The organism is Corynebacterium sp. HMSC076D02 (genome assembly GCF_001813815.1).
Taxonomy (GTDB): Bacteria; Actinomycetota; Actinomycetes; order Mycobacteriales; family Mycobacteriaceae; genus Corynebacterium; species Corynebacterium simulans.
In genome coordinates this window covers 264,998-284,895 of sequence record NZ_KV814082.1, presented here as the reverse complement: position 1 = coordinate 284,895, position 19,898 = coordinate 264,998, and the positions used below count along the sequence as shown (strand labels likewise).

18 protein-coding genes are annotated in these 19,898 nt (G+C 60.6%); 12 read left to right on the top strand and 6 right to left on the bottom strand.

Annotated elements, in window-relative coordinates; all coding sequences use genetic code 11:
- Nucleotides 1-2: 2 nt before the first annotated feature.
- From HMPREF2935_RS11950 to HMPREF2935_RS11930, 5 genes are all read left to right on the top strand, one after another.
- Nucleotides 3-371 carry a Na+/H+ antiporter subunit G gene (locus tag HMPREF2935_RS11950; protein WP_061923276.1) on the top strand — a complete coding sequence of 123 codons (369 nt, stop codon included), beginning with the start codon at nucleotides 3-5 and terminating at the stop codon, nucleotides 369-371.
- Nucleotides 372-450: 79 nt separating this feature from the next.
- Nucleotides 451-789, top strand: coding sequence for a P-II family nitrogen regulator (locus tag HMPREF2935_RS11945; protein WP_062038390.1), 339 nt, complete (start codon nucleotides 451-453; stop codon nucleotides 787-789).
- Nucleotides 790-2,901, top strand: coding sequence for a [protein-PII] uridylyltransferase (locus HMPREF2935_RS11940; RefSeq protein WP_070733358.1), 2,112 nt, complete (start codon nucleotides 790-792; stop codon nucleotides 2,899-2,901).
- A 49-nt stretch (nucleotides 2,902-2,950) separates the two neighbouring features.
- Nucleotides 2,951-4,588, top strand: a complete 1,638-nt coding sequence (gene ffh, locus HMPREF2935_RS11935) for a signal recognition particle protein (protein ID WP_070733356.1) — start codon at nucleotides 2,951-2,953, stop codon at nucleotides 4,586-4,588.
- 82 nt (nucleotides 4,589-4,670) lie between these two features.
- Entirely contained in the window at nucleotides 4,671-5,813 is a 1,143-nt protein-coding gene (locus HMPREF2935_RS11930; protein WP_061923264.1) for a TIGR04053 family radical SAM/SPASM domain-containing protein, read from the top strand.
- 70 nt (nucleotides 5,814-5,883) lie between these two features.
- Here the strand turns inward: HMPREF2935_RS11930 and HMPREF2935_RS11925 are convergent, their stop codons facing one another.
- A complete protein-coding gene (locus tag HMPREF2935_RS11925; RefSeq protein ID WP_070733354.1) occupies nucleotides 5,884-8,160 on the bottom strand; it encodes an acyltransferase family protein in 2,277 nt (758 codons plus the stop codon).
- A gap of 457 nt (nucleotides 8,161-8,617) precedes the next feature.
- Between HMPREF2935_RS11925 and rpsP the strand changes: the two genes are divergently transcribed.
- Nucleotides 8,618-9,127: a 30S ribosomal protein S16 gene (gene rpsP / locus HMPREF2935_RS11920; RefSeq protein ID WP_062044056.1), complete on the top strand. Its 510-nt coding sequence runs from the start codon at nucleotides 8,618-8,620 to the stop codon at nucleotides 9,125-9,127.
- A 105-nt stretch (nucleotides 9,128-9,232) separates the two neighbouring features.
- On the opposite strand, the gene HMPREF2935_RS11915 is transcribed toward rpsP, so the two are convergent.
- Together HMPREF2935_RS11915 and HMPREF2935_RS11910 are read right to left on the bottom strand one after the other, a co-directional pair.
- On the bottom strand, nucleotides 9,233-9,949 hold the full coding sequence (locus HMPREF2935_RS11915; RefSeq protein ID WP_070518847.1) for a TetR/AcrR family transcriptional regulator: 717 nt from the start codon (nucleotides 9,947-9,949) through the stop codon (nucleotides 9,233-9,235).
- 23 nt (nucleotides 9,950-9,972) lie between these two features.
- A complete protein-coding gene (locus HMPREF2935_RS11910; protein ID WP_275436958.1) occupies nucleotides 9,973-10,398 on the bottom strand; it encodes a cupin domain-containing protein in 426 nt (141 codons plus the stop codon).
- Nucleotides 10,399-10,529: 131 nt separating this feature from the next.
- Here HMPREF2935_RS11910 and rimM point away from each other — a divergent pair, with 131 nt between their 5' ends.
- From rimM to HMPREF2935_RS11880, 6 genes are all read left to right on the top strand, one after another.
- On the top strand, nucleotides 10,530-11,030 hold the full coding sequence (rimM, locus tag HMPREF2935_RS11905) for a ribosome maturation factor RimM (RefSeq protein WP_061923255.1): 501 nt from the start codon (nucleotides 10,530-10,532) through the stop codon (nucleotides 11,028-11,030).
- Nucleotides 11,027-11,893: a tRNA (guanosine(37)-N1)-methyltransferase TrmD gene (gene trmD / locus HMPREF2935_RS11900; RefSeq protein WP_061923254.1), complete on the top strand. Its 867-nt coding sequence runs from the start codon at nucleotides 11,027-11,029 to the stop codon at nucleotides 11,891-11,893. Before rimM ends, trmD begins: the two co-directional genes overlap by 4 nt.
- On the top strand, nucleotides 11,883-12,245 hold the full coding sequence (locus HMPREF2935_RS11895) for a hypothetical protein (protein WP_061923253.1): 363 nt from the start codon (nucleotides 11,883-11,885) through the stop codon (nucleotides 12,243-12,245). The genes trmD and HMPREF2935_RS11895 overlap by 11 nt, the downstream gene beginning before the upstream one ends.
- A 202-nt stretch (nucleotides 12,246-12,447) precedes the next feature.
- Nucleotides 12,448-13,023 carry a hypothetical protein gene (locus HMPREF2935_RS11890; RefSeq protein WP_061923252.1) on the top strand — a complete coding sequence of 192 codons (576 nt, stop codon included), beginning with the start codon at nucleotides 12,448-12,450 and terminating at the stop codon, nucleotides 13,021-13,023.
- Nucleotides 13,024-13,206: 183 nt separating this feature from the next.
- Nucleotides 13,207-15,537: a Tex family protein gene (locus tag HMPREF2935_RS11885; RefSeq protein WP_070733352.1), complete on the top strand. Its 2,331-nt coding sequence runs from the start codon at nucleotides 13,207-13,209 to the stop codon at nucleotides 15,535-15,537.
- Nucleotides 15,538-15,655: 118 nt separating this feature from the next.
- Nucleotides 15,656-17,761, top strand: a complete 2,106-nt coding sequence (locus tag HMPREF2935_RS11880; protein WP_070733477.1) for a YhgE/Pip family protein — start codon at nucleotides 15,656-15,658, stop codon at nucleotides 17,759-17,761.
- 14 nt (nucleotides 17,762-17,775) lie between these two features.
- On the opposite strand, the gene HMPREF2935_RS11875 is transcribed toward HMPREF2935_RS11880, so the two are convergent.
- Genes HMPREF2935_RS11875 through thiS form a run of 3 tightly spaced genes read right to left on the bottom strand, consistent with a single transcriptional unit; the run spans nucleotide 17,776 to nucleotide 19,893 of the window.
- Nucleotides 17,776-18,912: a ThiF family adenylyltransferase gene (locus HMPREF2935_RS11875; protein WP_070733350.1), complete on the bottom strand. Its 1,137-nt coding sequence runs from the start codon at nucleotides 18,910-18,912 to the stop codon at nucleotides 17,776-17,778.
- The gene (locus tag HMPREF2935_RS11870; protein WP_070733349.1) at nucleotides 18,912-19,691 is read right to left on the bottom strand and encodes a thiazole synthase; all 780 of its coding nucleotides are present in this window, start codon (nucleotides 19,689-19,691) and stop codon (nucleotides 18,912-18,914) included. The genes HMPREF2935_RS11875 and HMPREF2935_RS11870 overlap by 1 nt, the downstream gene beginning before the upstream one ends.
- A gap of 4 nt (nucleotides 19,692-19,695) precedes the next feature.
- A complete protein-coding gene (gene thiS / locus HMPREF2935_RS11865) occupies nucleotides 19,696-19,893 on the bottom strand; it encodes a sulfur carrier protein ThiS (protein ID WP_061923244.1) in 198 nt (65 codons plus the stop codon).
- Nucleotides 19,894-19,898: the final 5 nt, after the last annotated feature.

Sequence of the window (19,898 nt, the reverse complement as noted above, 5' to 3'; positions counted from 1 at the left end):
CCATGGCGTGGTACGAAATCATCGCATCCATTCTCCTCATCGTGGCCACCTTGTTGGTGGTTGCTACCGCAATCGCGCTGTGGCGCGCCCCCGACGCGTTGACCCGAGTAAACCTCTTGGGCCCGACCGTCGGCCTTGCGGTGCCGCTGTTGCTCGTGGGAAAGCTCGTGGTGGACTTTGCTGAAAACGGCTTTGATCTGTGGTCGCTGGTGCGCGTTCTCATCGCATGCTTCGGCGTGTGGATCATTGGCTCCGTTGGCTCTTTCTACATGGGCCGCTCCATCTACGGCGTCACCGTCACGGACGTGAAGTATGCGCGCCGCATGCGGAAGCAGACCGACATGGTAGAAGCCAGTGAAGACGAGATTTAATTAGCGCCGCGGCGGCGCCGTTGACGCTAATATGATCACATTAGGCACATACTTTCAATCGGAGCCCAAGGAGTAGGACATGAAACTCATCACTGCTGTTGTAAAGCCTTTTACGCTGCCGGATATTCGCGAGGCATTGGAACAGCTTGAGGTTCATGGTCTCACCGTGACTGAGACGCAGGGCTTTGGTCAGCAGCGCGGACACAGCGAGGTCTACCGCGGTGCCGAGTACGCCACCGACTTCGTCCCGAAGGTCAAGCTGGAGGTCGTTGTTAATGACGCAGCGGTAGAAGAGACCATCAACGCTATCGTTGAGGCTGCCTACACCGGCAAGATCGGTGACGGCAAGCTGTGGGTAACCCCAGTCGAGGACGTCATCCGCGTGCGCACCGGCGAGCGCGGCGAGGCTGCTGTCTAAATGGACAAAGCCGCGCAGCTGCGCGCAGAAGCTTTCGATGCGGCAGAAGCATTGATTAAGACCCTGGAGCTGCCAGAGGGCACCGCCCTCGCAGCGACGGGGTCTTTTGCGCGCCGCGAGATGACAAAGTATTCCGATCTGGATCTGCTGTTGATTCATCCAGAGGGGATGGTGCTAGACGAGCAGGCGGTGGCCAACATTTGGTATCCCATCTGGCAGGCGGGGTATCACCTGGATTATGCCCTGCGTACCCCGGGCGAGTGCGCGGAGATAGCCGGCACGGATCCGGCGGCGGGTTTTGCGCAGCTGGATCTGTCTTTTGTGGCGGGTAGCAAGGCGCTTGTCGACGAAGCCCGCGCCAAGCTTCTATCCCAGTGGCGGGTGCTGCTGCAAAAGCATTTCGATTCTTTCGTCAGCACCGCAATTGCGCGCTGGCGGCGTTCGGGCACGTTGGCAACGATGGCGAATCCGGACATTAAAAACGGGCGGGGCGGCCTGCGCGATATCCAGTTCATTAGGGCCCTGGCCCTGGGCAATCTTGCCGACGCCCCGCGGCTGGATGCCGAGCGTGACCTGCTGCTCGATGTCCGCAGCCTTTTGCATATGCATGCCCATCGTCACCGCGACCTTTTGGACCCTGAATTCGCCGCGGAGATCGCTGACGAGCTGGGGTTTGCGGACCGTTACGAGCTTTCGGCCGCGGTGGTGCGCGCGGCGTCGACAGTCGATAGGGCGATGGAGCGCGCGCTTGCCACGGCCCGCGGCGTCGTGGGCAAAAGGCAACGGGACCGTTCGCGCAAGCCTTTGGACCTGGGCGTCGTCGATAGTGGCGGCTACGTGACGCTGGCGCGCAACGCCGACCTGCAAGACCCCGGGCTAGGGCTGCGCGTGGCGGCGGCGTCGGCGCGCACGAGCCGGCCCATAGAGCCGGGCGTGTGGAAGCTGCTGGCTAACGCGCCTGCGCTTCCGGAGTGTTGGAATACCGCGATAACCGACGCCTTCTTTACTATCTTGTCTTCGCCCACCGAAACGCCACGGCTCATTGAGGAGCTTGACGAGGTGGGACTGTGGGAGACTCTGGTGCCGGAGTGGGGGCACATCCGCGGGATGCTGCCGCGGGAGCGCAGCCACGCGCACACCGTGGATTATCACACCATGCTGACCGTGGCGCGCTGCGCGGAGGTGCGTACCACGGTCGCGCGTCCGGACTTGTTGTTGCTAGCGGCGCTGTACCACGACATCGGCAAGGGCTATGGCCGCCCGCATTCCGCCGTAGGCGCGGAAATGGTGACCAAGGCCGCGGCAAAAATGCGGCTGAGCCTTGCGGATCGTTCGCGTGTGCAGACGCTTGTGGCAGAGCACACAACCTTGGCCAAACTGGTCTCCCGCATGGACCCGGAATCGGACGCGGCCCGGGATAAGTTGCTGGCGGCGGTGCATTATGACCACCTGACGCTTTCGCTGTTGCTGGTCTTGGCACGCGCGGACGCTTTATCGACTGGCCCCAACGTGTGGAATCCGCGCCTGGAGGCGGGCATTCGGGTGCTGTCTTCGCGCGCCTTTGCGCAGCTGGAGGCGCTTAGCCCTACGAAGCCGGCGGTGTATGCGGAAAAGGAGATTGCGCTCAAGGCGAACTATGAGGAACGCACCCTGACGGTTTCGTGGCGGGGCAAATATCAGCGCGAGGTCATCCGCCCGCTGGCGCTTATTGCGGCGTTGGGGTGGACCATCGAGTCCTCCCGCATGGGCAGGGTAAGTGATGAGCAAGGCGAGGGCTTTGCTGCCGAATTCGACGTGCGTACCGTGGCGGAGAGCTTCGATGCGGCGGCCGATGAGGCGCGTTTCATCCAGTCCTATAAATCTGGCGTGTACACCATCCTTCCGGAGATTGATGGCGCGCCCACAACGGCGATGTGGACGGGAAGCATCTTCGAGGTGCGCACGGGCGAGCGTACGGGTGTGCTTGGACATGTCATCGCCAAGCTTCCCGATTGCGAATGGATTACGAGCTACGTTCCGGGCGCAACGATGGTGCTGCACGCCAAACCGCTAGGCGATGTCGCGCGCGCGACATTGGTCAGGAATGTGACCGAAGCGCTAGTCAGCGGCTAAGCTGGGGGAGTTAAAAAATTACTCGAGATTGTTTAGGGAGCACTCACTCGTGTTTGAGTCACTGTCCGATCGCTTGCAAACTGCCTTGTCGGGCCTGCGTGGCAAGGGCAAGCTGACCGAGGCCGACATCAATGCCACCGCGCGCGAGATTCGCCTTGCGCTGCTGGAAGCTGACGTCTCGCTGACCGTAGTCCGCGCGTTCATCAAACGTATTAAGGAGCGCGCTGCCGGTGCAGAGGTCTCTGAGGCGCTGAACCCAGCGCAGCAGGTTGTCAAGATTGTCAATGAGGAACTCGTTGACATCCTGGGTGGAGAGACCCGCCGCCTGCAGCTGGCAAAGAACCCGCCCACGGTCATCATGCTGGCTGGTCTGCAGGGCGCTGGTAAGACCACTTTGGCCGGTAAGCTGTCCAAGCACCTGGCCAAGCAGGGCCATACACCGATGCTGGTGGCCTGTGACTTGCAGCGTCCGGGCGCGGTCCAGCAGCTGCAGATCGTTGGTGAGCGTGCGGAGGTGCAGGTCTTTGCTCCGGACCCAGGTACCTCCATCGACTCCAACGATCACGAGATGGGTACCTCCCACGGTGACCCAGTCGCCGTCGCCCAGGCCGGCATCGAGGAAGCTAAGCGGACCCAGCACGACATCGTGATTATCGATACCGCGGGCCGCCTCGGCATCGATGAGACCTTGATGACGCAGGCACGCAACATACGCGATGCTGTGAACCCGGACGAGGTCCTCTTTGTCATCGATTCCATGATCGGTCAGGACGCGGTGCAGACCGCCGAGGCCTTCCGTGACGGCGTTGATTTCACCGGCGTCGTGCTGACCAAGCTCGATGGCGATGCCCGCGGTGGTGCGGCGCTGTCCATCCGTGAGGTCACCGGCAAGCCGATTATGTTTGCCTCCACCGGTGAGAAGCTCGAGGACTTCGACGTCTTCCACCCGGAGCGCATGGCTTCGCGCATCCTGGGCATGGGTGACCTTCTCTCGCTGATTGAGCAGGCTGAGGCCACCCTGGACCACCAGAAGGCAGAGGAAGCTGCCGCCAAGCTGGGCACCGGTGAGCTAACGCTCAACGACTTTTTGGACCAGATGCTGATGATTCGCCGCATGGGCCCGATTGGCAATCTGCTGAAGATGATGCCGGGCGGCAAGCAGATGAACAAGATGGCGGATATGGTCGATGAGAAGCAGCTCGACCGCATCCAGGCCATCATCCGCGGTATGACCCCGCAAGAGCGTGAGAATCCGAAGATCCTTAACGCCTCGCGCCGTAAGCGTATTGCAAACGGTTCTGGCGTTTCCGTCTCCGAGGTCAACCAGCTCATCGAGCGCTTCAACGAGGCGAAGAAGATGATGTCCAAGATGGCCGGCCAGTTTGGCATGGGCCCGGGCATGGGGCGCTCTGCCACCAAGAAGAAGCGGAAGGGGCGCAAGGGCAAGAACGGCAAGCGCAAGGCCCCGAAGAACCGTCCAGGCGGCGGCATGCCAGGCATGCCAGGCGGTATGCCGGGAATGCCAGGCGGCATGCCTTCCATGGAGGAGCTGCAGAAGCTGCAGGAGCAGATGGGCGGCGGCGGAATGCCAGGCATGCCAGGTATGCCAGGGGGTATGCCTAAGATGCCGAAGGGCATGGAAAACATCGACTTGAATAACCTGGACTTTGGCCAGGGCAAGAAGTAGTCGGGCCTAGAAGAGGCGAGGGAATTCCTCGCCTCTTTTTCTCGTTTTGGAGGCGTGTTTTTCTACGGCTAAAGTTGTATTTATGAAGCCGACCCCAGCCGTTCGCCAAGTTCACCACGACATCAACGCCAAGCCTTTCATCGCAATCTGGGAGGTGACGCGCGCGTGCCAGCTGGTGTGCCAGCATTGCCGTGCCGATGCGCAGCATGAGCCAGCGCCAGGGCAGCTGAGCACGCAGCAGGGCAAGGCGCTATTGGATTCAATCGCGAGCTATGAGAAGCCGCGTCCCATCGTGGTGCTCACAGGCGGCGACCCTTTTGAGCGTGGCGACCTCGAGGAGCTGACGGAGCACGGCACCTCGCTGGGGCTAAACATCTCCCTTTCGCCTTCGGTCACCCCGCGTCTTACTCGCGAGCGCCTAGAGGGCCTGCGGGCCGCGGGTGGCTCGGCGTTGTCGCTTTCGCTCGACGGCGCGACGGCCAAGACCCACGATTATTTTCGCGGCTTTTCCGGCATCTTTGACCAGACCATCGCAATGGCAGGGGTGGTCACGGACGTGGGCTACCGCCTGCAGATCAACTCCACGATCACCAAGAACAACGTTTATGAGGCGCCGCAGCTGCTCAAGCGTGTCATCGACATGGGAGCAAAGCTGTGGAGCGTGTTTTTCCTGGTGCCAACTGGCCGTGGAACGGGTCTCGAGGCGCTGACTCCGCACGAGCGCGAGGACGCTATGCACTGGCTGCACGATGTTTCGAATCGCGTGGCAATCAAGACCACTGAAGGCCCGCAGTATCGCCGCATCGTGCTGGAGGCACAGCAGGGCAAGGAATACGTCGGGGGAGAGCTCTACCGCTATCTCACCGAAGAGACCGAGCGGGTGCTCGGGCCTGCCGACGCCGCGCATACCCGCCGCCCGCGCCCGCCCATGGCGATTAACGCAGGCTCCGGCTTCGTGTTCATCGACCACCTCGGCGATGTTTATCCCAACGGCTTCCTGCCGATGCACTGCGGCAACGTCAAAGACATTCCGCTGCCCGAAATCTATGCCAATTCGCCTGTCTTTAAAAAGTTGCGCGACCCCGCCCAGTGGTCGGGCAAGTGCTCCGTGTGCGAATATGCCACCGTCTGCGGCGGTTCCCGCTCGACCGCGTTCGCAATGACGGGTGATCCGCTAGCTTCCGACCCGACGTGCGCATACGTGCCCGCGGCGTGGGGCAAATAGCAGAAAGCGTGGTGCCATCTGGCACCACGCTTTCTTTGCTCTAGGGTGAGGAAATTAAGTAATCCGCGACTTAGACTGCGTCGTTGTCGGTCAGATACGGGTAGGGGACCGGCTGGGCATTGGAGGCCGTGGCCGTGGAATCGGCCGGTGCCGACGGCGTGGTCGGTGCGGTTGAGGTCGGCATGTTAGCAGGCGTCTTAGGCGGTGCCTGCTTTACTTTTTTGCCGGCCAGGAACGGCTCGATGGCCTCGCGCAGCATTGGCATTGCGGACTCCGCGAAGGCGTTGCTGATGTGGTGCATATCGCGGTAGACCATCGTGTTGCCGATGACCACCGGGCAGTTGCCATTTTTGTCACAGAACCAGGAAGAGGTATCCAGCGACAGCATGTTGTCGTATTGGGACAGGATTTCCGCGCCTGGATCGACCGGTGCGTAGACCTCGTCGAAGGTCATGCCGCAGCCCTTCTCGTCCTCGGTAGCGACATAGCACTCGTCGAACTCGCGGCCCTTGCCAGCATCGTCAAAGCCCCACGGGTTATCGCGCAGGCCCATAAATGGAATCTTGGCGTTTGCCAATTGCTTCCAGAACTCGGCGTAGCCTGCCGGGACGTAGTCTGGGCCTTCGCCCAGCGGGCCGGATGGGCGAGTGGTATTCGAGATGACCAGCGCCGGATCCGCATCCAGGATGCGCTCGGTGACCATCTCGCCCCACTCGTGACATTCAGGGGTAACGGTCAGGTCTTCGCCAAGTTCAATCGGGCAACCCTGACGCAGCATTGGGATGATCTTGAAGTGCATCTCACGGCCCAGGCGGTCCAAGCCGGACATCCACTGTTCCGCGTGGGAGCCACCGACGACGTAGACCTCGGTCTTTGACTCACGGTCGCCCCACTCACATGGAGTGCCGTCGCGGCGGGCATCCGGCAGGTAATCCGTCGGCATGTCCTGCCCAATAAAGCAATAGGCCACTGCGGTTGGCGGCATGAGGCCGCCAACGAGGGTCGGGTCCGGCTTGTACTCTACGTCCTTCGGCACCGGCTTATTTAGTGCGAGGGCCGTGGCACCTGGGTAGAGCTTCGGGTCGAGGTTCTCCGCATTCTCGGAGTAGATGGTGTTCATCCACAGCGGCTGAATGGCAAGCAAACCGACAACGCAGGCGCCCACGACGACGCCGCCTACTGCTCGGAATGCGCCAGCGCGCTGCTTCATTGAGGCAATTGCGCTATTGACCGGCATATCGTCCGCCGTCGGGCGCTTGCGGGCCTGGCGCAGCGGCTTCTCCAAGAAGCGGTGGGTCAGATCTGTCAGCACCAGGGAGATGGCGATGATAATGATGCCCAGCCACCATGGAGGGGTCTCCAGCTCGAGGGCCTTGGTGGACAAAATCAGAAGCGGCCAGTGCCAGAGGTAGAGCGGGTAGGCGACGTCGCCAAGCCAGCGCGCCTTCTTCGAAGCCATGTGGCGGGAGATGGAACCGCCGCCGCCCAAGATGACGAGCACCGCACCACCCAACGTCAGCAGGGAGAGCGGGCCTGGGTAAGCCGTGGTTTCAGCGATGATAGCGCCGGTAAACGCTAGGCACACCAGGCCGAGGCCGGTAAACAGGTTGGAAAAACGGCTAGAAATATTCCACTTCGTACCGTAAATAGCCAAAACCGCACCCAGGGTCAGCTCCCATGCGCGCGACCACGTGGAGTAGTAGTTCGCGGCCGTGCCGTAGAGGCCATCGCGGGAAGCATAGGCAAAGGACGCGATGGTAACGACGATAAGGATAGGGCCAGCAATCTGGTTGACGGTGGGGAAGCGCACCTGCTTGAGGCGCTTCGGGTCCGGCGCCGGGCGCAGCTTCATGATGGCTGCCAGAATCAGCGCAAAGGCGATGCCCATGATGTAGAACTGACCCTGTACAGCCATGGACCACATGTGCTGCAGAGGGGAGGTGCTAGCAGAAGCTGCGGTGTAGTCCGCGTTTTGGCGGGCTAGCTCCCAGTTCTGGAAATACAGCATCGTGGCCGTGATTTGCTGGGCGAGCTCCGTGCGCATCAGCTCCGGAGCAAAAATGCGAACCAAGATATAGGTGACGCCGATGACCAACACGAGGCTGGGAACGAGGCGTCGCAAAGTGCGCCAGATTGGCCACCATGGATTCAAAGAAGCATTAGGCTTGGCCGCGTAACGCAGCTGGGAGCCTAAGAAAAAGTAGCCCGAAAGCAAAAGGAACACGTCCACGCCGCCCGAGACTCGGCCGACGAAGACGTGATAAATGACCACGAGTGCGATGGCGATGCCGCGCAGACCATCGAGGTCATAGCGGTAACGGAAGCTGCGTGGTGAATTTTCAGTCATAATTTCTCTCAGCAGGCCAATTAAGGCATACGTCTGTCCCCTAAAAGGTTTTGCCTCTAGGGGAAGTGTTTGGAAGTAAATAAGGGCAAACTGGCCTGAAAGGTGTTTAGGTTAGCGTCAAATAGGTTACTCTCTCGGGCCGCGCTGTTCATAACTCCACGGGCAGTGCCGCCGAAGATTGCATAAAAGTCCAAGGAAAAGCGCCACCAGAGTTCTCCGCGGGAGGATTTCCGTTTTGGGGCGTCTGCCGCTAATATAGTCGGGGTTGTCTATAGGTAGTTGGTTCTATAGATGGACAACACTAGATAGACAACACTGCAAACTTAACATTCTGCGTAACGCCGTATACCGCCTACGGACGGCCGGCACGTCACGCGCAGGGTAAATCCAAGAGCTGAACCGGCGTGGTTTGAATCCACGCGTCTGAACTGCTCGGTGACTAGAAAAGGAGCCAATCATGGCTGTCAAGATCAAGCTGCAGCGTATGGGTAAGATCCGCAACGCTGAGTACCGCGTCATCATCGCTGATGCACGCACCCGCCGTTCCGGCAAGGCTATCGAGAACATCGGCATCTACCAGCCGAAGCAGGAGCCTTCCCTCATCCAGATCGATTCCGAGCGCGCACAGTACTGGCTGGGCGTCGGCGCACAGCCGACCGAGCCGGTTCTCGCACTGCTGAAGGTTACCGGTGACTGGCAGAAGTTCAAGGGCCTGCCAGGTGCTGAGGGCACCCTGAAGGTTGCTGAGGAGAAGCCTTCCAAGCTGGATCTGTTCAACGCTGCACTGGCTGAGGCCAACAACGGCCCGACCATCGAGGCTATTACCGAAAAGAAGAAGAAGGCCAAGGAAGAAGCAGAGGCTAAGGCTGCTGCTGAGAAGGCTGCAGAAGAAGCTGCTGCTGCTGCTGAGGCTGCTGCTGCAGAGTCCGAGGAGTCCGCTGAGGCTTCTGAGGAGTCCGCAGAGTAATCTCGCCGCGCTTTTGCGTAACTAGATCTTCTAATCAGATCTTCTAAAGGGCGCCTGTTACCTCCCGTAAAGGGGAACGGTAACAGGCGCCCTTTGCTTCCTTTGCTATTGCGCTTCCGGGCGCACGCTGCCTGGGTAGTTGCGATAAGGATTTTCCGGATTCTTAAAATCGGTGCCGCGGATGGAGGCGGCGAAGACGGATTTGGCGATGTCGAGCTTCATTTGCTCCGGCAGCGCGCTGAGGTGACCGCTGGTGGCGAGTACCGAAAAGCCGTGCACCGTGGCCCAAGCAGCAAGCGCGTTGACGGGAAAGTGCGTGTAATCCGCTGTGCCATCGGTGTCTATCGCGTGCTTGGCCAGTAGGTGATAGAAGCGGTGCAGCGTAGACGAGTGGCCGTCGGAAGCGCCCATGTCTAGATCGTCGTTGAATGCCCGCGGGTAATTAAAGCCGCGTCCAGACAAGATGCATTGGAAGAAGCCGTTTTCGTCCAAAGCGAAGCGGAGATAAGCCATTGCGGCGTGCATGAGCTGCTCGACGTGAATGGGGCCTGGATTTTCTTCCTGCGCGGCGAAGTCCTCGGCCTCGATCAGCGCGGCGTCGAGGCGCTTGAGGAGCTCATCAATCGAGGCGTCGGCAACCGCGCGTAGCAGTTCCTCCTGATCCGTGAAGTGGCGGTACGCTGAGGTGGGGGACACACCAATGGCGCGCGTGACTGCACGAATGCTCACCGCGTCAGGCCCATGCTTTCGGCCGAGCTCTACTGCTACACGCAACATCTCCGCGCGCAGATTTCCGTGATGATATGGCTTGGAGGTACTCATGATTTGGCTATGCTATCACCGTCTTAAGCGCTTACTATTGTTTCTCCTGTCAACATTGTGAGCAGCATAATTGCCGGTGAATCGCCGTCAGATTCCACCGCGTCAACCCGGTGTGGAACATAGGCCGGAAGGTGGATGATCTGGCCTGGCCGGAGGAGGACTTCTTTGCCTCCACACGTAAACAAGACTTCTCCGCGCAACGTTTGTACGGTAATCGGATGTGCAGCCTTGTGATCCGGCAAACTTTGGCCCGCGTTAAAGGTGAATAGGATGAGGTTGCCGCCATCGGCGCTTAACACGCGTTTGACGGCCGGGCGTGGGCGCTGCGCGTTCGGCTCCGGCGCCTCCGCCAGGAGGTCCAGGTTGAGCATTTTCTCGCCGTGATGGCTGGCATTGCCGAAGGTGGTTACGTCATTGATTGGAAGCTCTGCCACGGGCCTATCTGTCATGGGCTTCTCCTTTATCTAAAGGCGGTGGTTTCATTCTCAACGTTACCCAAAAACATCAGATTTAATAAGACTCAAGCCGTATAAAATATTGTAGTTCGTGCCGTCAGTTGGAAGCGATTAAAGTTGAGCAAATGGAACTAATGATCGGCCGTGTCATCAAATCGCACGGAATCAAAGGCGAGCTGAGCGTCGAAGCCACCACCGACGAGCCCGAAATCCGCTTCGCGGTGGGCGAAGTGCTCCATGGCCGCCAGGGAAAGAAGGAACACGATCTCACCGTCAAGGCAGTGCGCGCGCACAAGGGCCGCCTGCTCATTACCTTCGAGGAAGTAAAAGACCGAACCGCAGCCGATAGCCTGCGCGGCACCCAATTTTTTGCGCCGCCACTGGATAACCCAGACGACGAAGGTTTCTACGACCACGAGCTCGAGGGTCTGCGCGTCATCCACGAGGGGGCCGACATCGGTGAAGTCGCCGGAATTACCCATGGGCCAACCCAGTCCTTGCTAGAGGTGCGATTGGAATCTGGCAAGGAAGCCTTGATTCCCTTCGTTGAAGAAATCGTTCCCGAGGTCGACCTTGAGGAAGGCACCTGCACGATTACGCCACCGGAAGGATTGCTAGAGCTGTGAGGCTAGACGTCGTCACAATTTTCCCTGAATACCTAGACCCGCTGCGCCATGCTCTGCTGGGCAAGGCCATCGAACAAGGCAAGCTTTCGGTGGGCGTGCACGATCTGCGCGGCTGGGCCACCGATACACATAAGTCGGTGGATGATTCGCCCTTCGGTGGCGGCCCCGGCATGGTGATGAAGCCGGAGGTCTGGGGCCCTGCGCTTGACGATGTCGCCAGTGGCGCCGCGCGCACCACGGACCTGGAATCCTCGCTCCCGCACCTGAACAAACCGCGCCACGACGACGTCGAGGGTGTGGAGGCCACCGGCTACGAGCGGTCGGTAGGGGAGGACGGCGTTGCCGAGGATCCGTCCTTGCCGCTGCTGATCGTGCCGACCCCCGCGGGTAAACCTTTTAGCCAAGCAGACGCGCGCGAGTGGTCCAACGAGGAACACATCGTCTTTGCCTGTGGCCGCTACGAGGGCATCGACCAGCGCGTCATCGACGATGCAGCGCAGCGCTACCGCGTACGCGAGGTCTCCATTGGTGACTACGTGTTGATCGGCGGGGAAGTGGCGGTGCTCGTCATGGCCGAGGCCATCGTGCGCCTCATCCCAGGAGTGCTGGGCAACAAGCGCTCTCATGAGGAAGATTCATTCTCCGATGGTTTGCTGGAGGGGCCGAGCTACACCAAACCACGCGAGTGGCGTGGGCTGGCCGTGCCTGAGGTGCTGACCTCTGGAAACCACGCGCTCGTGGATAAGTGGCGCCGCGAGCAATCCCTGCGCCGCACCTTTGAACGCCGCCCCGAGCTATTGGACGGCGTGGAGCTCGATAAAGCCGACCGCAAGTACTTGGAGCAGCTACGCAATGGAAGTTAGTACCGATCTATCTATTTTGATGACGGAGAAAGAATGGAATGACATTCTCACCCGCATGCCGCAGCAGCTGGCAGAAGGTGGCTATGAGCCGGCGAATATCAGCGCGGAGGTCATCTCCTTTACCTGCGAGCCAGACAACATCTTGGTCAACGAGTACATGTCCAAGCACGGCAGCGCACCAGTAGGCGAGAGCGTGTGGCGCGTCATCGTCAACGGCAGCTCTGACCTGCCCTTGCATAAGGTCACCGCGGCGGTGGTGGACTGTTTGCCGCCGCACACGCTGTGGTACGGGACCTCTGAGATCGGTCACACCGAGTTCGGGTTGGGCACCGCCTGCGCGTGGCAACCATAAATCTTTAGGTAGTAACTTCGGCGACGAAAATGGGGAACCTCGCCCTCTGATTAGTTGCTGCAGAATCATCTTGTGAGCTGCGGAAAAAGGAATGTTCCCCGGATTCAATCGTCGTTGGCAGCGCCCGTCTTAGCATGAGGTCATCAAAAGGAAGTCTCCTTACTTCCTTCTCTCTTTACTCGATACAAGGCAGGTGCACCGCATGTCCATCCCCAATACTTTCCCTCCGGTCAACAACGTCGCTGGTTTCACCGATCCGGCAGATAACTACGTGGCACCCACAGAGCAGCGCGGCGGGATATCGACCGGCTTGACGGTGGCTATTACGGCCATCGTTGGTCTTTGCTTGGCTGCAATCGTGGCGGGCGTCATGGCGTTCATGGGCAAAAGTGGCGGCTCTGATGCTGCTGGTGCGGCCTCCCCAGCACTCGTCTCCCCTGCGCAGGAGGCCGCCCCAGTAACTGTCACTGAGCAGCGCCCGGCCACCGTGACCGCGCAGTCGCCAGAACCCGTCGTACCCGTTGAGCGCGTTGCACAAGCTCCGTCCTACTCCTCTGGATACTCCAGCTATCGAGCGCTCACCGGCAACACCTCGCAAAGCTTTGCGGCAAATGTTTATTCATCTTTTGTAAGCAACTACGCTGCGACCGGCTCCTCGAACGCAACGCTGACGGTTTATTCTCCGGTTACCGGCGGCAACTACGACATGTACTGCTCCGGCACGTCCTCCTCTGTCCGCTGTTCTGGAGGCGACAACGCAGCAGTTCTCATCTACTAGCACTCTGCGAGCACGTCAAAGCGTTTTCGCTTCCTGGACGAGTCGCCCCGACACGAATGTGTTGGGGCGTTACTGCGTGAGGGGAGAGTAATTGAGGAGTTGGAGCGCTCATCGCTGGGATGAAAGGGCGGTGGGGTACCTTTGTTGAGTCCAGAAAATCAGCCACAAAGGTGAGGATTTCTTTTGAAGATTGCAGCTACCATCGCCGCAGAGATTGGTGTAAAGGAGTCTCAGGTTGAGACTGCTTTGACGCTTCTGGCGGAGGGAAACACTGTCCCATTCATCGCGCGTTACCGCAAAGAAGCCACTGGTGGTTTGGATGATTCGCAGTTGCGCACCATCGAGGAGCGCGCGACGTACCTGCGCGAATTGGAAGAGCGTAAAGAGGCAATTTTGGCGGCTATCGATGAGCAAGGAAAGCTCACCGACGAGCTGCGTGCACAGATTCTCGAGTGTGAGACCAAGGCGCGTTTGGAAGACTTGTACCTGCCATACAAGAAGCGCCGCAAGACCAAGGCCGACATCGCTCGCGAGGCCGGTCTGGAAGAGTTGACGGACAAGCTCATTGAGAACCCCACGGCCAATCCAGAAGAGATGGCGGGGCAGTTCCTGACTGAAGGATTTGAAGACACCAAGAAGGCTCTCGAGGGTGCGCGTTCCATCATCATCGACCGGTTTGCTCTCGACGCCGATCTTGTTGGTGACGTGCGCGAGCGCATGTTCAACGAGGGGACCATGGGTGCTTCCGTGGTGGCTGGCAAGGAAACCGAAGGCGCCAAGTTCAAGGACTACTTCGAGTTCTCTGAGCCTTTTGATCAGCTGCCCTCGCACCGGATTTTGGCCTTGCTGCGCGGTGAGAACGAGGGCGTTCTCCAGCTCAACCTGGATGCCGGTGAAGACGAAGTCTATGAGGGCATGATTGCCGAGCGTTTTGATCTTGCGGTTAAGGATTCCAAGTGGCTTTCCGACGCCGTGCACTGGGGCTGGCGCACGAAGCTCTACATCTCTTCTGGCCTTGATGTTCGCATGCGTCTGAAGGAGATCGCCGAAGAGGGCGCCTTGAAGGTCTTTGCCACCAACCTGCGCGACGTCTTGTTGGCGGCACCGGCGGGTCAACGCTCCACGATTGGGCTGGACCCGGGCTACCGCAATGGCGTGAAGTGCGCGGTGGTGGATTCCACCGGCAAGGTGCTCGACACTGCGATTGTTTATCCGCACCAGCCGCAGAACCAGTGGAGCCAGGCAGTAAGCACTCTGGCCACGCTGTGTGCGAAGCACTCGGTGGACCTTATGGCCATCGGCAACGGCACCGCTTCCCGTGAGACGGAGAAGCTGGCCAACGAGATCGCTGACATGTTGAAGCAAGCCGGCGGCCAGCGTCCGACGCCCGTCGTTGTCTCCGAGTCCGGCGCTTCGGTGTACTCGGCATCCCAGCTTGCCGCGGATGAGTTCCCAGACATGGACGTCTCGCTGCGTGGTGCGGTCTCCATCGCTCGCCGCCTCCAGGATCCCCTGGCTGAGCTGGTAAAGATCGATCCGAAGGCCATCGGCGTGGGGCAGTACCAACACGACGTCAACCAGACCTCGCTGGCGCGCACCCTCGACGGCGTGGTTGAGGACGCCGTAAACGGTGTCGGCGTTGACCTAAACACCGCATCTGTTCCGCTGCTTGAGCGCGTGGCGGGCGTGAACTCTACCATCGCGAATAACATCGTGGCCTACCGCGACGAGAACGGTTCCTTCGCATCCCGCAAGGAGCTCAAGAAGGTGCCGCGCTTGGGGCCAAAGGCTTTCGAGCAGGCAGCAGGCTTCCTGCGCATCAATGGCGGAACCGATCCGCTCGATAGCTCGGCAGTTCACCCTGAGGCCTACCCGGTGGTGGCGCGTATCGCGGAGTCCACTGGCATGGGCGTGGCGGACTTGATTGGTAATTCCCGCGTCCTGCAGAAGCTGCAGCCGGGCGACTTTGCCGATGGGACCTTTGGTATCCCGACTGTCACCGACATCATTGCCGAGCTGGACAAGCCTGGTCGCGACCCGCGTCCAGAGTTTAAGACCGCTACTTTCAAGGAAGGCGTGGACAAAGTCTCGGACCTGGTACCGGGCATGATTCTGGAGGGCACCGTCACCAACGTTGCGGCCTTCGGCGCCTTCGTGGACGTCGGAGTGCACCAGGACGGACTGGTACACGTCTCCGCGATGAGCAATAAGTTCATCTCCGATCCGCACGAGGTCGTGCGCTCCGGGCAGGTAGTAAAGGTCAAGGTCATGGAGGTTGACGTGCAGCGTCAGCGCATCGGCCTCTCGCTGCGCCTCGATGATGAACCAGGCCAGCCTGCACAACGCCAGGGTGGCGGCAAGCGTGGTGGCAACGGCGGTAGCAGCAGAGGCGGCAACACCGGCAATGGTGCCAAAGGTGGCCGTGGAGCGCGTGGCGGCCGCGGCAATTCCGGTGGACGGCCCGCCGGCGGCTCCATGGCAGATGCGCTGAAGAAGGCCGGCTTCGGCAAATAACTTTATTAAAAGTTGCTTCGTGGCGTGCTAGTGCAGTGCGGTGAGTTAGTGATAAGTTTGGTGAAACAAACAAGAGGGTGACCGCGGTCACCATTCCTTCATGAGGGAGGGTTTCGCCTTGCACCAGAAACAAACGCCGTTCGACGCCACGCAGCCGGCTGCCCATGCCGTGCAGGAAACGGAAGCGAAGGGGTGGCATCGCATCCTGGACTGGCGCCCGCGTAGCGCACTCTCGCGGGTGCTGATCGTTTTCCTGCTGGTAGCGCCAGTCATCCTCGCAGCCACGATGATGTGGGCGATGTGGGACCCTTCCAAGTACATGCGGCAGATTGACTTGGCGGTGGTCAATGAGGACGCAGGCGTGGAAAAGCAGGGCAAATACGTCAACTACGGCGATCAAGTAGTAGAAGGCCTCCTAGAAACTGAGTACCTGAACTTTGCCGAGATGAACGCCCAGGAAGCAAACGATGGGTTGCTAAAGGGCAAGTACCTGATGGTGGTGACCATCCCAAAGGTTTTCTCGGAGCAAGCGGTCACCATCATCAGCGATAAGCCGGTCAAACCGCAGATCCACTTCGCCAGCAACGACTATTATGGTACGAATGGCTCGGTGATTTCTTCGAGCCTGGTTCCGCAGGTGCAGACCAGCGTTGAAAACGCGATTTCCAAAAAGTATGCGGATCAAGTCATCGAGGGCATGGTCAAGCTCAGCGATGGCATTGGTACCGCGGCCGAAGGCGCAGGCCGTCTTGACGAGGGCGTGGGCAAGCTGCAGGCTGGCGGCGAGAAGGCGGTGACCGGCATCGACAAGCTGGATGCCGGAGCGGGCGAGCTCAACAACGGTGCGGGTCGGCTGCACGATGGCACTGGCCGGTTGGTCCAGGGCGTAAGCGAGCTTTCCACGGGCGCGGGCCGGCTTGACGACGGCGCGAATGAGTTGGCGACGGGCTCCGATAAGTTGCTGGAGGGCACGGGCAAGCTTGGCGAAGGCGCCAGCCAAATCGAAGGCGGCGTCGGCCAGCTCACCGGCATGCTCATCCCACTCCTGCAGCAAGCACAGTTGGTGGTGCCGAGCCTCATCGGCTTGGTGGATGTGCTGCGCGGAATGGGAATGACGGCCCAGGCAGACCAGCTTTTCACTTTGCTGACGAAACTGGATCCGGCAAATAGCAGCAACATGGTCTCCCAACTGGAGAAGCTACGTGATGGTACGCAGCAGCTGAATTACAACTTGTCCGACCCGAATTCCGAGTACCTAGGTGGCATGCTCACGCTCAACCAGGGCACCCATCAGCTGGCGGAGGGAACCGGACAGCTGAAAAGCGGCGTGGGCGAGCTATCTACCGGCGCCGTGCAGCTGGATGAAGGTGCGGGACGCCTGGCAGAGGGCACCACGAGCCTCAAGGATGGTACCGGTCAGTTGAAGGGCGGCGGTGCCCAATTGAAAGACGGCATCGATCAGCTCAAGGATGGTTCGGGTCAGCTCGCCACGAAACTGGGCGAGGGTGCTGAGAAGGCCCCGCATATTGCCCAGCCGGACGTGACAGCACAGAATATGGCGGTGCCGATCAACTTCACCGAATCCAACGTCCATCCGGTGCAGACCGGCGTTAGTGCCGTCGACCCGACCAAGAAGGAAATCACGGGCGGCGTCTCGATGCTTCTGGTGCTCGTCTTTGGCTTCCTAGCCATGCTGCTGCTCGCTATGACCCTGCCTTATCATCTGCGTGGCATTTTGCCCGCATTCGCGGTGGTTAGCGGCATCAACTTCCTGTTGTTGCTGGGCATGGCGCTGATGTCCACGCTTATGGGCTGGCACCCGGCAAGCTGGCCGATGATGCTGGGAGTGCTCGCAGCAATCGCGATGGTGGGCGCTGCCACCTACCAGCTGCTGCTGGTGACCTTCGGGCGCAGGATTGGCGCCATCTTCTCGGTCGGCGTTTTTGCCATGGGAGTCATGGTCTTCGGCGGCGTGTGGCCCACGGCGGCCATCCCGGCACCGCTGCGTTTGCTGCATCCTTTGCACCCGATGACCTATGCCAAGAACGCCTTCACCCGCGCCACCGATGGTATTCATGACGGCACCTTCGTCGGCGGCATCATGGTCTTGCTTAGCGTCACCGTCTTGGCAGTAGCCGCCAGCTACCTCATCTTCCGCGCACGCCACCACGGTACCGCGCGACTGTTGGACGAGCACAAGGTCATGGCAGCGACTACGGCTTAAGCGGCGTGCGCGAGCTAACCAAGCTCTCGGCGTAGGCGCTCCGCGCCGCCGGGGTAGCTGCGCAGCCGCAGTCCAAGCCCTGCGGCCAGCTCGCCATAGCGCAGCGCGAAACCGGCGCTGCGGCTGCCAGAATCACAAATTACCCAGACGGTGCCGCCAGCCGGAGCATCTAAGGAGCCCAGAGCCGCGCGCACCATCTCATCGCCAGCGGTGCCTGCCGCAATCGTGTGAAAAGGCAGAGCGCGCTGGCGCAAGTTCGCCGGCAGCGAGCTATAAAGCAGTGCGGACGGGTCACGGATGTCGAGGAAGCACTCCGCAGCTTCGCCAGCGCTAGCAGCAACGCCAGCGCTAGCAGCAACGCTGGCGTTAGAATTGAGCTCGGCATGAGCTTCCAGTGAAGCGCATAGTGCGCGCCCAGGATCGGCGCTGACGCGGAAGCTGCGCAGGCTAGCTGGGTACGCGGTGTAGCTGGATACCTGGCCCACGGTGGTTTCGATTCCGGTGAACCAGCCAATCGCGGCGGTGGCCATCAGCCCGCCGATGACGGAGGTGGTAGCCCCCAGAACACCGGCGCTGGCGCAATCGGGAAGGGCATCGGCAGTGGGAGCGGCAGGGAAGAGGTCGCGCAAACCGCAGCCGCGGCCATCCGGGGCGAAAGTGCCTGAATGCCATAGTGCTACGTCGCCGCGAAAACCCAAGACGGTGCCCCAGACCAGCGGAGTCGAGGTTGCCTCGCAGGCGTCGGCGATGAGGTACTTCGTGTCGAAGGTATCTGTGCCGTCGATGACGAGGTCTGTGTCCTGACACAGTTGCAGTGCATTGTCTGCGCTAAATCGGGCGACTTTCGCTTGAATGTGTATCTCTGGCTGTAGCTCGCGGGCGCGCCGGGCGGCGACCGCGGCCTTGGGCTGGCCCACGTCATCCACGCCGAAGAGCACCTGGCGGTGGATATTGCTCAGCGCTACCTCGTCATCGTCGATGAGCGTAATGTGCCCGATACCCGCGGCGGCCAGCTGCTGCAGGACCGGGCAGCCCAATCCGCCCGCACCCACGATGAGCACGTGCGCGCGGTTAAGAGCTACCTGCGCATCTTGGCCGATTAGCACCTGTTGGCGCGCGGTGCGGGCAGACTCGAGTTCGCTAAGGCCCACTAGAGCACCTCATCGGCCCAGCTGGCAAGGCCTTCAAAGGTTGAAGAGGCTTGGGCATGCTCGCGGCGCGGGATGCGTCCTGCCTGGCGGGCATAGTGCCCGGCGGCCACCGCATGACGCATAGCGTGGGCCATGGCTACGGGGTCTTGGCAGCGGTTGATAGCGCTGGCCAGCAGAACCCCGTCACAGCCTAGTTCCATCGCGAGGGCGGCGTCGGAGGCGGTGCCGATGCCGGCGTCGACAAGCACGGGCACACTGGCGCGCGCGGCGATGAGCTCGATGTTATGGGGTTTTAAAATACCCAGCCCCGTGCCAATCGGCGCGCCCAGCGGCATCACGGCGGAAGCGCCCGCATCCTCCAAGCGCAGCGCCGCCACTGGGTCATCGCTGGTATAGGCCAAGACCGTAAACCCCTCTGCCACGAGGAGCTCGGTGGCGTCGATGGTTTCTACGACATCGGGAAGCAGCGTGTGCTCATCCGCAATGACTTCTACCTTGACCCAATTGGTGCCTAGCGCCTCGCGCGCCAGCTGCGCCGTGAGCACGGCATCGCGCGCGGTGCGGCAGCCCGCGGTATTCGGCAGCGGCTCAATGTTAAGCCGGCGCAGCAAGTCAAAGACGCTCTCGCCACCTGCCTGCGCGCTGTGGCGGCGCATCGCCACGGTGGTCAGCTGCGTGCCGGAGGCTACCAGCGCTTTTTCCAGCGCGTCCTGGCTGCTTGCGCCACCCGTGCCCATGATGAGCCGGGATTTAAAGCTCTTATCCGCGATTGTCAGCACTTTACTAGCCTCCCTGGATTGCAGTAAGAACATCGATGACCGCGCCTTCTTCGAGGCGGGTGTCTTCCCACGCCGAGCGCGGAACCACCGCGCCATTTATGGCCACCGCAGTGCCCGCCTCTGGTGCATTGACCTCGGCAATCAGTGCCGCCACTGTTGCTGCGGTGGTATCCATCTTCTGCCCGTTGTAGGTGATTGTCATCGTGT

What these genes read in the sequence shown, in the direction of transcription:
- HMPREF2935_RS11895 (WP_061923253.1), top strand. Translation starts at nt 11,883, where the DNA reads ATGGAAGTTAGTACCGATCTATCTATTTTGATGACGGAGAAAGAATGG.
- rpsP (WP_062044056.1), top strand. Translation starts at nt 8,618, where the DNA reads ATGGCTGTCAAGATCAAGCTGCAGCGTATGGGTAAGATCCGCAACGCT.
- HMPREF2935_RS11940 (WP_070733358.1), top strand. Translation starts at nt 790, where the DNA reads ATGGACAAAGCCGCGCAGCTGCGCGCAGAAGCTTTCGATGCGGCAGAA.
- HMPREF2935_RS11890 (WP_061923252.1), top strand. Translation starts at nt 12,448, where the DNA reads ATGTCCATCCCCAATACTTTCCCTCCGGTCAACAACGTCGCTGGTTTC.
- HMPREF2935_RS11925 (WP_070733354.1), bottom strand. Translation starts at nt 8,160, where the DNA reads ATGACTGAAAATTCACCACGCAGCTTCCGTTACCGCTATGACCTCGAT.
- HMPREF2935_RS11930 (WP_061923264.1), top strand. Translation starts at nt 4,671, where the DNA reads ATGAAGCCGACCCCAGCCGTTCGCCAAGTTCACCACGACATCAACGCC.
- thiS (WP_061923244.1), bottom strand. Translation starts at nt 19,893, where the DNA reads ATGACAATCACCTACAACGGGCAGAAGATGGATACCACCGCAGCAACA.
- HMPREF2935_RS11915 (WP_070518847.1), bottom strand. Translation starts at nt 9,949, where the DNA reads ATGAGTACCTCCAAGCCATATCATCACGGAAATCTGCGCGCGGAGATG.
- HMPREF2935_RS11910 (WP_275436958.1), bottom strand. Translation starts at nt 10,398, where the DNA reads ATGACAGATAGGCCCGTGGCAGAGCTTCCAATCAATGACGTAACCACC.
- HMPREF2935_RS11950 (WP_061923276.1), top strand. Translation starts at nt 3, where the DNA reads ATGGCGTGGTACGAAATCATCGCATCCATTCTCCTCATCGTGGCCACC.
- rimM (WP_061923255.1), top strand. Translation starts at nt 10,530, where the DNA reads ATGGAACTAATGATCGGCCGTGTCATCAAATCGCACGGAATCAAAGGC.
- HMPREF2935_RS11945 (WP_062038390.1), top strand. Translation starts at nt 451, where the DNA reads ATGAAACTCATCACTGCTGTTGTAAAGCCTTTTACGCTGCCGGATATT.